Origin of the sequence: uncultured Nocardioides sp. (assembly GCF_902805925.1) — a bacterium.
In the GTDB taxonomy this organism is placed as follows: domain Bacteria; phylum Actinomycetota; class Actinomycetes; order Propionibacteriales; family Nocardioidaceae; genus Nocardioides.
Map to the genome: position 1 here is coordinate 1 of NZ_CADCUP010000059.1, position 10274 is coordinate 10274.

At 71.2% G+C, this 10274-nt stretch carries 13 protein-coding genes; all 13 read right to left on the reverse strand.

The window, feature by feature from the left end; all coding sequences use genetic code 11:
- Positions 1-3: 3 nt before the first annotated feature.
- Positions 4-1590 carry a YifB family Mg chelatase-like AAA ATPase gene (locus QZX64_RS04150; protein ID WP_295657214.1) on the reverse strand — a complete coding sequence of 529 codons (1587 nt, stop codon included), beginning with the start codon at positions 1588-1590 and terminating at the stop codon, positions 4-6.
- A complete protein-coding gene (locus QZX64_RS04155; protein ID WP_295657216.1) occupies positions 1590-1997 on the reverse strand; it encodes a YraN family protein in 408 nt (135 codons plus the stop codon). Before QZX64_RS04155 ends, QZX64_RS04150 begins: the two co-directional genes overlap by 1 nt.
- A gap of 201 nt (positions 1998-2198) precedes the next feature.
- On the reverse strand, positions 2199-4028 hold the full coding sequence (locus QZX64_RS04160) for a TadE/TadG family type IV pilus assembly protein (RefSeq protein ID WP_295657218.1): 1830 nt from the start codon (positions 4026-4028) through the stop codon (positions 2199-2201).
- A complete protein-coding gene (locus QZX64_RS04165) occupies positions 4025-4459 on the reverse strand; it encodes a TadE/TadG family type IV pilus assembly protein (RefSeq protein WP_295657220.1) in 435 nt (144 codons plus the stop codon). The genes QZX64_RS04160 and QZX64_RS04165 overlap by 4 nt, the downstream gene beginning before the upstream one ends.
- A 122-nt stretch (positions 4460-4581) precedes the next feature.
- Positions 4582-4890: a DUF2469 domain-containing protein gene (locus tag QZX64_RS04170; protein WP_295657222.1), complete on the reverse strand. Its 309-nt coding sequence runs from the start codon at positions 4888-4890 to the stop codon at positions 4582-4584.
- Positions 4887-5594, reverse strand: coding sequence for a ribonuclease HII (locus QZX64_RS04175; RefSeq protein WP_295657224.1), 708 nt, complete (start codon positions 5592-5594; stop codon positions 4887-4889). The genes QZX64_RS04170 and QZX64_RS04175 overlap by 4 nt, the downstream gene beginning before the upstream one ends.
- A 10-nt stretch (positions 5595-5604) precedes the next feature.
- Positions 5605-6408 (reverse strand): signal peptidase I, encoded by an 804-nt coding sequence (gene lepB, locus QZX64_RS04180; protein ID WP_295657225.1) that lies wholly within the window; start codon positions 6406-6408, stop codon positions 5605-5607.
- 39 nt (positions 6409-6447) lie between these two features.
- Positions 6448-6798, reverse strand: a complete 351-nt coding sequence (gene rplS / locus QZX64_RS04185) for a 50S ribosomal protein L19 (protein ID WP_295657227.1) — start codon at positions 6796-6798, stop codon at positions 6448-6450.
- A gap of 205 nt (positions 6799-7003) precedes the next feature.
- Positions 7004-8146 carry a tRNA (guanosine(37)-N1)-methyltransferase TrmD gene (trmD, locus tag QZX64_RS04190; protein ID WP_295657228.1) on the reverse strand — a complete coding sequence of 381 codons (1143 nt, stop codon included), beginning with the start codon at positions 8144-8146 and terminating at the stop codon, positions 7004-7006.
- Positions 8146-8712, reverse strand: a complete 567-nt coding sequence (gene rimM, locus QZX64_RS04195; RefSeq protein ID WP_295657230.1) for a ribosome maturation factor RimM — start codon at positions 8710-8712, stop codon at positions 8146-8148. The genes trmD and rimM overlap by 1 nt, the downstream gene beginning before the upstream one ends.
- 76 nt (positions 8713-8788) lie before the next feature.
- Complete coding sequence (locus tag QZX64_RS04200) at positions 8789-9028, reverse strand: RNA-binding protein (protein WP_295657232.1); 240 nt, start codon at positions 9026-9028, stop codon at positions 8789-8791.
- Positions 9029-9033: 5 nt separating this feature from the next.
- Entirely contained in the window at positions 9034-9594 is a 561-nt protein-coding gene (gene rpsP, locus QZX64_RS04205; RefSeq protein ID WP_295657234.1) for a 30S ribosomal protein S16, read from the reverse strand.
- Between the two features lie 151 nt (positions 9595-9745).
- Positions 9746-10274, reverse strand: a 529-nt coding sequence (locus tag QZX64_RS04210; protein ID WP_295657236.1) for a GNAT family N-acetyltransferase, incomplete at its 5' end; no start/stop codon positions are given.

Here is a 10274-nt window from a genome sequence, read left to right on the forward strand (position 1 = left end):
GGGTTATCCGGAACGCCCCAGGGCCGGGAGCTGGAGCGGCTCGCCCGTGCGCAGGTGGAGGGCCACCCGCACCTCCTCGAGCCCGGGTCGCTCGAGACCGCGCAGGTCGGAGACCGTGAGCGCGAGCCGGTGCACCCGGACGGCACCCCGTCGGGTCAGCCGGCCGGCGTAGAGCTCGTCGTCGATGCAGCTGCGGCCGGGCGCCTCCAACGGCCAGTCGGACTCGAGCAGGTGGCCCGGCACCTGGCTGTTCAGCCGGAAGCCACGGCCGGCATAGCGCTCGGCCTGCCGCTCGCGCGCCAGGGTCACCCGACGGCGGACCCGCTCGGACGTCTCCCGGAGCGCGAACGCGTCGGAGGCACCGTGCCGCGGCGGTGGCTCGACGTGGCGGACGACGTCGATGCGGTCGGCGATCGGGCCGGTGAGCTTCTGCCGGTAGCCGCGGCGTGCGGCCTCGTGGCAGGTGCACCTGCTGCTCGGCACCGACGGGGAGTAGTCGCCGCAGGGACAGGGGTTGGCGGCCAGGACCACCATGCCGCGGGCCGGGAACGTGGAGATCTCCTCCCCGCGGGCGATGGTGACGGCGCCGCTCTCCAGCGGCTCCCGCAGCGCTTCCACGACGTCGGTGCGGAACAGCGGGAACTCGTCGAGGAACAGCACGCCGCAGTGGGCACGGCTCACGGCGCCGGGGCGCACCCGGCCGGTGCCGCCCCCCAGCAGGCTGGCCTTGCTGGCGTCGTGGTGCGGCGCGTAGTAGGGAGGGCGACGGATGAGGTCGTCGCTCGGCTCGAGCGCACCCGCCAGCGAGTGGATCGCCGTGAGCTCGAGCGCCTCCTCCGCGGTGAGGTCGGGCAGCACGGAGGGGATGCGCTCGGCGATCGTGGTCTTGCCGGCGCCCTTCGGGCCGGAGAGCAGCAGGTGGTGCCCGCCGGCGGCGGCCACCTCGACGGCGTACTTGGTGTCGGCCATGCCGACCAGGTCGGCCAGGTCCGTCTCGGCGCGCTGGTGCTGGCCGCGCCACGACAGCAGCCGGGCGCCCGACATCGGCGCCACTGGCGGTGCCTCCGGCACGTCGTCGCCGTTCAGCACGCTGAAGACCTGGGCGAGGGAGCGGACGCCGAAGACCTCCATCCCGGGCACCATCGCCGCCTCGCGCACCTGCGGCTCCGGGACGAACACCCGACGTGCTCCCCGCTGGGCGGCCGCCATGACCATCGGGAGGACTCCGGGCACCGACCGCAGGCCGCCCGACAGCGTGAGCTCGCCGATGAACACGGTGTGCTGGAGGGCCTCGGCCGGCACGAGCGCCTCGGCGGCCTTGATCGCCACGGCCATCGCCAGGTCGAAGTGGGTGCCGCTCTTCGGCAGGTCGGCCGGGGCGAGGAGGATGGTGACGCGCCGGGTCGAGGGCCACACCAGCATCGAGTTGGCGATCGCCATCCGCACGCGGTCGCGCGCCTCGTTGAGGGTGGCGTCGGGACGCCCCACGACCGTCATGCCCACGACCCCGGCCGAGACGTCGGCCTGCACCTCGATCAGGTGGCCGACCGAGCCCTGCAGGCTGACGGTGTGGGTGGTGGCGAAGGGCATCAGCCGACCCCCGCCACGTGCTCGAGGACCGACGGACCCCGTGGCGGGCGCAGGACGGCGACCAGGTCGACCCGGATGTCGTGCGGAGACGCCGACTGCGCCGCCACCCACTGCTCGGCCACCCGCCGCAGCCGCGCGACCTTGCCGGCGTCGACGGCCTCGTGCGGGGTGCCGCAGGCCAGGCTGCTGCGGGTCTTGACCTCGCAGGCCACCAGCACGTCGCCGTCGCGCAGCAGCAGGTCGACCTCGCCGCCTGCGCAGCGCCAGTTGCGGTCGAGCAGCACCATGCCGCCGGCGACGAGGTGCCGGGCGGCGAGGGTCTCGCCGTAGGCGCCGAGGGCGCCGTTGCGGGTGGGGGGTGCGGTGCGGTGTGTCGGTGCCGGGGTGTCTGGGTGTGCTCGAGTCATGGGGTGACCTCCTCACCGCAGCCTCACGCCTCTCACCGACGTCGTTGGGGCAGCGCACCGACGACTGTGGACGAACCCCAGGCCGCATGTCCTGTGGACGCCATGCGGCCGGTTCTGCGGCCGGCTCCCCGGCGATGTGGTTCCCGAGACCGGACGTCGAGGACCGCAGACCGGCGTCGCGCCAGCCCCTGGATCTCTCGCTCAGTCGACGAGTCGGACGGATCGGCTCGTCGTTCCACCCAGCAGCGGGCCGAACCCCGTGGGGCAGTCCTTGGGCAGCGCCTCGGGGTGGAAGAAGATCACGTCCAGCTGCTTGATTTGGCCACCGTCCATCGTCACGCCGTTGTTGGGCGTCGCACTGTCACCGTGCTGCGCTGCGGAGCCCTGCTCAGAGACGAAGGCGGGGCGGAAGTCGACGACCGTGTGGTGGTCGGAGCCGCCTTCGGGACGCACCTGGAACACCGGCTGGTAGAAGAAGCGGGGCGAGTCGAAGATCGCGCACGAGACCACGGGACCCCCGGAGTAGGACTTCGAGGCGATCATCCCGACCGTCACCCCCGGGCTCATGAAACAGGTGAGCCGGTCGTCGTTGATGAGGAAGGTGGCGGATGGCCCCGTCACAGAGACCGACCGCAGGGGGGCACAGGTGGTGCCCACTCCAGTGTCTAGGCGGCCCTTGGCGAGGACGTCCGCGCCAGACCTGACGCCGGAGATGAGTCCCGACGTGGCCACGTTCGCGGTGAGGCCGGTGCCGTTGTCAAGGCAGTTGGTGTTGGCTTTGAGGACCGGAGAACCTGTCACCGTGGAGTAGATGGTGCGAGGGTCGGCCTCGGTGCAACGGTTTGGGGCCGTGCTCGTACCGAAGACCGTGGTGGGCGACCCGGGATAGGTGTTCAGGCTCAGTCTCGGCGGTCCCGGGTCCAGGTTCTTGGCGATGTTCATGGGCGTCCAGTTGCTGCTGACCACGTCGTTGCGCGGCAGGATGATGTCGCCGAAGGAACCTGAAGCCACTCCGGCGCAGCGCAGGAAGCTCTCCCCGACCTCGAAGGGGATGGTCTTCAGGGTGCTGCCCGATCGGACCTCGGACCATTGCTTCGTCGTGTCCGAGGCGCTGGCCTTGGGCGCATAGACACGCACCCACCAGAGCCCGGCGGCCCCCGTGAGACCGGGCAGGTCGTCCGGAAGCGTCACCGTGATTCTGGTGGCCGTCTGCGTGTCGAACGAAGCCTTGGCGATCTCCAACGGCTCGAGGGACGGGTCCTCCTTGAAGAAGCCGATCTTCAGGACGGAGAGGAGACCTGTTCCCGTGATGGTGACCGTCGTGGGGGCCGGATCGACCGGGACCGCGTCGGGTGAGGGATTCTCGACGGAGAGATCGAAGCTGGTGAAGTTCTTGTCGGACGAGTATTTCAGGTCGGGGGTGAAGGCGGGGCCGGTCGTGCTTCCCGCGGGCGCGAAGATCGTCCGCTGGCCCCAGTCGCACCCATCGGTGGCGAACGCCGGAAACACCTTCTCCGAGCCCGGGGTGCCGACCGCGGCCGTGGCGCGTCCGTGGACCGAGGTGCCGTTGACCCCCAAGGCTGCCGCCAGGCCGAACGGCACGTGCCTGGCCGGGCTCACCACTGTCAGCATGCTCTTGTCATAGGCAAGCGTGGGGATGGCGGCCGCTGACAACGTGCCGTAGACCACTTCCCCGTTGTCGAGCTTGCAGTCGGTGAGAGTCGTGGCCGTCGGGATGACAGCCCATTCGTCCGCCACCAAGTGGAGGGCGACGTCCAGCACCGCCCGATCCGAGGCCGCAGCGCGTGGTCCGTTGTACTGGTTGCTGCACGTGCCGTTGAGCGTGCCCGGCAGGTTCGTGCCGGATGCACCGGCCAGCGTGGCGAAGTCCACGACCTTCTGCACGTCACGCTTCTGGACCCACGCCACGCCGAGGTCGACGGTGAGGGCCGTGACGCTCAGCAGCACCAGCATCATGAAGCCGACGACGACGGCGATCGCGCCCGACTCGTCGTCGCGGCGACGCTTCACGAGCAGCCCCCGACGCTGGCTGCGGTGTCCTCGACCCGGGCCACGTACGTACGGATCACGTTCCCGTCGTCCGGCAGCGGGACGAACGGCAGGCCGATGTCCAAGGCGGGATAGGTGAGCTCGACGCTCACCTTGCCGCCGACCTCGTACCCGGAGGTGCCATCTGCCTTGGTGTACGTCACGACCGGGGCAAGACCGGCTGAATCGGCCGTCGTGGCCGCTCCCAGGCGGTTCTTCAGGAAGGTCTTGAGGTCGGCGACGTTCGTGCAGTCCCCCACGGACACTCGGCGCACGGCCTCGCCGACCGCGGACGTCCCGCTCTGCATCGAGTAGAAGAACAAGCCGTACTGGACGATGCCGAAGACGAGAAGAAGCAGGATGGGCACGACCAGCGCGAACTCCACCGCTGCCGCGCCGCGCTCCGTGCGCATCGCTCGACCACGACACCGTCGTCCCACGGTGATCTCCTCAACCTGGTGGCTCTCTTCCACCGCGAGATTAAGGGCGTTCGTGATCCCGCGCAGCGATTCGGCCGAACAGGCACAGCCGGAGCTCAGTCCTTGGGTGGCTCGATGTCGGCCGCAGCCAGCTCCTCGACGTTGACGTCCTTGAACGTCAGCACCTTGACGTTCTTGGCGAAGCGGGCCGGGCGGTACATGTCCCACACCCACGCGTCGCTCATCGAGACCTCGAAGAACACGTCGCCGTTCTCGGTGCGCGCCTTCACGTCGACCTGGTTGCAGAGGTAGAACCGGCGGTCGGTCTCCACGACGTACTTGAAGATGGACACCACGTCTCGGTACTCGCGGTAGAGGGTGAGCTCCATCTCGGTCTCGTACTTCTCGAGATCCTCGGCGCTCATGGTGTCTCCTCCTCGTGGTGGTCCCGCCCATTCTGCACCGGTGGCACGGGCTCGAGCCCGGCGGCACGGCGTACGTTGACGAAGCGCATGCGGTGCACCGGCGAGGGCCCGTGCCGGGTGAGCGCCGCGGTGTGCTCGTCGGTGATGTAGCCCTTGTGCGTCTTGAAGTCGTACGCCGGCCAGTCGCCGTCGAGGTCGCACATGATCCGGTCGCGGGTGACCTTGGCCAGCACCGACGCCGCCGAGATGCACGCCGCCACGCGGTCGCCCTTCCACATCGCCAGCCCGGGCACCCCGATGCCGTCGACCGGGAAGCCGTCGGTGAGCACGTACGCGGGACGCACGTCGAGCAGGGCCACCGCCCGGCGCAGCGCCTCGACGTTGGCCACGTGCATGCCGAGGCGGTCGCACTCCTCCTGGGAGACCACGACCACCGACCAGGCCGTGGCGCGGCGCACGACCTGGTCGTAGGCGCGCTCGCGGGCCCGCTCGGTGAGCAGCTTGGAGTCGGCCAGGCCGGGCACGACGCCGGCCCTGCCGCCGGGCAGGATGCACGCGCCCGCCACCAGCGGGCCGGCGCAGGCACCCCGGCCGGCCTCGTCGACGCCGGCGACCGGCTCGATGCCGGCACGCCGCAGGGCGCGCTCGTAGCCGTAGAGACCGGCGTCGCGGCGTACGGTCGCGCCTCTCGGCAGCTCGCTCACGTCGCTCGCCTCAGGGTGCGTCCGGGATGTCGGCGAAGGAGGCGGGGCGCTCGAGCCAGTTGAAGTGGTCGCGCGGCCACAGCAGCACGAAGACCTTGCCGACGACCAGGTCCGCGGCCACGAACTCGTCACCGGGCACGCACTCGGTCACCGTCGGCTTGCACAGGTGCTCGGAGGAGTCGGCGGACGCGCCGCGGTTGTCGCCCATCACGAACAGGTGGCCCGCCGGCACGGGCCCGGCGGTCCAGTCCTCACCGCAGCTGGTGACCATCGGCCCGGCGCACGCCTGGCCGTCCTGCTTGACGTAGCCGGTCTCGTTGAGCGGCACCCCGTTGACGGAGATGCGGCCCTCCTTGTCGCAGCAGGTGATGACGTCGCCCTCGACGCCGACGACCCGCTTCACCAGGTGGCCACCGCTGGGGTAGAGCCCCACCTTCGACATCACCGTGGTCAGGACGCTCGTGGGGCCCGCGGAATCGACCGCTCCGAGCCAGCCACCGGGGTCCTTGAACACCACGACGTCACCGCGCTCGGGGCTGTCGCCGCCCCAGTAGGAGACCTTCTGCACCAGGATCCGGTCGTTGCGCACCAGGCCCGGCTCCATGGACTCCGAGGGGATGTAGAAGGCCTGCACGAACAGCGCCTTGATGACCACGGCGAGGACCAGCGCGACGGCGAGCAGCAGGATCGTCTCCTGCCACAGCGGCAGCGGCTTGCGGTTGCGCGGGGCGGCGACCTCCTCGCCGGAGACGGACGACCGCGAGCCCTCCGCACCGTCAGCGGTGGGGGTGGGCTCGCGGTCGTCGGCAGTCACGAGGGGGAGACTAACCAGTGCGTGGTCGGGCTCCGGCACTCAGGCCTGGCGGCGCTCCTTGATCTTGGCGGCCTTGCCGCGCAGGTTGCGCAGGTAGTAGAGCTTCGCGCGGCGGACGTCACCTCGGGTGACGATCTCGACCTGCTCGAAGATCGGGGAGTTCAGGGGGAAGGTGCGCTCGACACCCACGCCGAAGGAGACCTTGCGGACGGTGAAGGTGCGGCCGATGCCGGACCCCTGCACCTTCAGCACGACGCCCTGGAAGACCTGCACCCGGGAGCGGTTGCCCTCGGTGACCTTGACGTGGACCTTGATGGTGTCGCCGGCGCGGAAGTCCGGGACGTCGTCGCGCTTGCTCGCGTTGCCGAGCTCGGCAATGACATTGGTCATGATGATCTCCTCGACGGCTCGCCACAGGTCAGCCGCGGATGTCGGAAGTGCGGTGCGGTGGTGGTCCGCGACGAGCGTGGCCGGCGGCGAGGACTCCCCCTGTGGCAGGAGACCGACGCGACCCCCCGGGTGTCTGCTTCGGGGCGGTCTTCGGCCGACGTGGACCGAGGAACAAGTCTGCCAGAGCCGGGCGACGTACGCCGAATCAGCGTCTCGGCTTCGCCAGGCGCACGGCGCCGGGCGGGCCCTCGCCGCGCAGCCGGTAGCCGGCCCTCTTGTACATCCGGATGTTGTCGAGGCTCTGCGCCCCCGTGAACAGCGTGTACGCCGTCACCGCAGGCGGCGCGACGGACTCGATCTCGGCCAGCATGAACCGGCCCAGCCCCTGGCCCTGCAGGTCGGGGGCGACCATCAGTCGGCCGACGTCCCAGGTGTCGTCCTCGATGCGGCCGCGGGCGGCCGCCACCAGCCGCCCACCGCGGCGCAGCACCAGCCACGTCCACTCCTCCAGCGACCGCCGCATGTCCTCGAGCGACTCGTGCAGCGCCGGGATCCGGACGCCGGGGTTGGCGTGCTGCTCCTGCACCCAGCAGCACAGCTGGAGGGTGTAGAGCTCCCCCACGTCGGCGGGCACGGCGTGCCGGAGCTCACCGCCCCCGGGCACGGCGCTGGGCGGCAGCAGGTCGGGGCGGCGCTCGGCGGTACGGCGCACCGCCTGCTCGCGGCGCCACCGGGCGATGGCGGCGTGGTCACCCGACAGCAGGACGGCGGGCACCTCGCGCTCGCGCCACGTCGCGGGCTTGGTGTAGACGGGGTACTCCAGCAGGCCGTCCTCGTGGGACTCCTCGAGCAGCGAGGCGGCGTTGCCCATGAAGCCGGGGACCAGCCGGACGACGGCCTCGGTGATCGCGAGGGCGGCCACCTCTCCCCCGTTCAGCACGTAGTCCCCGAGGGAGACCTCCAGCACCTCACCCAGGGTCGCTGCGTGCTCGACCACCCGCTGGTCGATGCCCTCGTAGCGGCCGCACGCGAGGACGAGGTGCTCGCGCGTCGCCAGGTCGCGCGCCAGCCCCTGCGTGAACGGCTCGCCGCTCGGCGTCGTGAACACGATGGTGGGACGGCCGGTGGCCACCTCGTCGAGCGCCTCGCCCCACGGCTCGGGCTTCATCACCATGCCGGCGCCGCCGCCGTACGGCGTGTCGTCGACGGTGCGGTGCCGGTCGGAGGTCCAGGCCCGGAGGTCGTGGACCGCGATGTCGAGCAGCCCCCTCCCCTGCGCCCTGCCCGCGAGGCTCAGCTCGAGCGGGGCCAGGTAGTCGGGGAAGATGGAGACGATGTCGACGCGCATCACTCGGGCCCGGTCGCCTCGTCGGGGAACGGCGTGACGAGACCGGGGCGGTCGGCCACCACGATCCGCCCGGCCGCCACGTCGACCTCCGGCACGAGGGCGGTCACGAACGGCACGAGCGCGTCGCGCCCCTGCGGCGTGCGGATCGTCAGCAGGTCCTGGGCGGAGCCGTGCTGGACCGCCGTCAGCGTGCCCAGCTCGACGCCCTCCAGGTCGTAGGCCGTGAGCCCGACGAGCTGGTGGTCGTAGAACTCCTCGGGGTCCTCGGGTGTGGCGTCGGCCGGGAGGTCGGCGTGGAGCACGATGCCCCGGGCCGCCTCGGCGTCGTTGCGGTCACCGAGCTCCTCGAAGGCGACCAGCAGGACGTTCTGGTGCCAGCGGGAGGCCCTCACGCTCATGCTGCGCAGGGGCGAGGCCGACCCGGTCGGCGGCTGCGCGCGCAGCACGGTGCCGGCCGCGAACCGGCGGTCGGGCTCGTCGGTGCGGACGTCGACGGTCACCTCGCCGCGGAGGCCGTGCGGCTTGCCGATGCGGCCCACGACGACCTCGATGCTCTCCACGGGCATCAGGGTAGGGGCGGGGAGGCGGGGACGACGAACGGGCGCCGCCCCCGAGGGGGTGACGCCCGTTGCGTTCGAAGCCTCAGCGGCGGTCGACGTCGACGAAGTCGATCCGCGCCCCATCGCGGCCCGCGAGGGCCGAGATGACGGTGCGGAACGCCGTCGCGGTGCGGCCGTTGCGGCCGATCACCTTCCCGAGGTCGTCGGGGTGGACCCGCACCTCGAGGATGGAGCCACGGCGGAGCTGCTTGTCGCGCACCGACACGTCCTCGGGGTGGTCGACCACTCCGCGGACCAGGTGCTCGAGGGCGTCGGAGAGCATCGCGGTCAGGCCTGCTTGTCGGCGTCGGGAAGCGTCGTGGACTTGCCGGCTTCCTCGGCGGTGGTGTTCTCCAGGTCGGCGTTGGCGACCTCGGCGCCCGCGGGCGTCTCGGCGTCGGGCACCGGGTGGACGTCGCTGGCCGTGTCAGCCGCGGCGGGCTCCTCGGCCTTGGGCTCCGCCTTCTTGGCCGCCTTCTTGGTCGTCGCGCCGGCCTTGGGCTCGCTCGCGACGTCCTTGAGGGCCTCGTTGAAGATCTCGAGCTTGTCGCGCTTGGGCTCCTTGACCTTCAAGGTGCCCTCGGTGCCCGGGAGACCCTTGAAGGTCTGCCAGTCGCCGGTGATCTTGAGGAGCTTCTCGACGGCCTCGGTCGGCTGGGCACCGACACCGAGCCAGTACTGCGCCCGCTCGGAGGTCACATCGACGAGGGACGGCTCCTCCTTGGGGTGGTACTTGCCGATCTCCTCGATCACGCGACCGTCGCGCTTCTTGCGCGCGTCGACGACGACGATGCGGTACTGCGGCACCCGGATCTTGCCCAGGCGCTTCAAACGGATCTTGACGGCCACGTCTGTGGTGTCTCCCTCGGAAGTTGTGTGTGGGTGAGGGCCCTTCACCAGGTGGGGACCGGGTCAGGCTCCTCGACGGGCCCTCCGACGCCCGGATGAGAGGGTCCGGCCGTGCAGGGCACAGCGGGAGATTCTGCCAGACACCCGCCGGTCACTCCGAATCGAGCCCGATCGCCCGGCGTACGGCGCCGGCGCCGGTGACCTGGAGCGGGTGCTCGCCACGCACGAGATCACCCGGTGCCAGCACCAGGCGCTGGTTGAGCGCGAGCTCGCCGGGGCGCCGGGCGAGGCGGCGTACGCCGTTGGGCCGGTAGCCGACCTTGCGGCTGACGGCCAGGGACGCCGGGTTGTCGACGAAGGCGGCCGAGGTGATCTCGGTGAAGCCGAGGTGGTCGAAGCACAGCGCGCACACGGCCCGGCGCATCGCGGTGCCGATCCCGCGTCCCTGGTGGGCCGCGCCCAGCCAGGAGCCGGTCTCGCCACTGCGGGTGACGAGGAAGTCCTGGGTGCTGATGCCCTGGACGCCCACGAGCTCCCCCGCGGACCAGACCCCGAGGTTGAGCTCCCACGACGTCGTGCTCCACTCCGCCCGCGCCTTCCAGTGGTACTGCACGACGTTGAGCGGCAGCTCCTCGGCGGGGACGTCTGTCCAGGGGTGGAGGAACGGCATCCGGTCGGGC

Coding starts and splice junctions, on each gene's coding strand:
- QZX64_RS04155 (WP_295657216.1), bottom strand. CDS start 1,997: ATGACTCGAGCACACCCAGACACCCCGGCACCGACACACCGCACCGCA.
- QZX64_RS04150 (WP_295657214.1), bottom strand. CDS start 1,590: ATGCCCTTCGCCACCACCCACACCGTCAGCCTGCAGGGCTCGGTCGGC.
- rimM (WP_295657230.1), bottom strand. CDS start 8,712: ATGCCCGTGGAGAGCATCGAGGTCGTCGTGGGCCGCATCGGCAAGCCG.
- QZX64_RS04165 (WP_295657220.1), bottom strand. CDS start 4,459: ATGCGCACGGAGCGCGGCGCGGCAGCGGTGGAGTTCGCGCTGGTCGTG.
- rplS (WP_295657227.1), bottom strand. CDS start 6,798: ATGACCAATGTCATTGCCGAGCTCGGCAACGCGAGCAAGCGCGACGAC.
- trmD (WP_295657228.1), bottom strand. CDS start 8,146: ATGCGCGTCGACATCGTCTCCATCTTCCCCGACTACCTGGCCCCGCTC.
- QZX64_RS04170 (WP_295657222.1), bottom strand. CDS start 4,890: ATGAGCGCCGAGGATCTCGAGAAGTACGAGACCGAGATGGAGCTCACC.
- QZX64_RS04200 (WP_295657232.1), bottom strand. CDS start 9,028: ATGCTCTCCGACGCCCTCGAGCACCTGGTCCGCGGAGTGGTCGACCAC.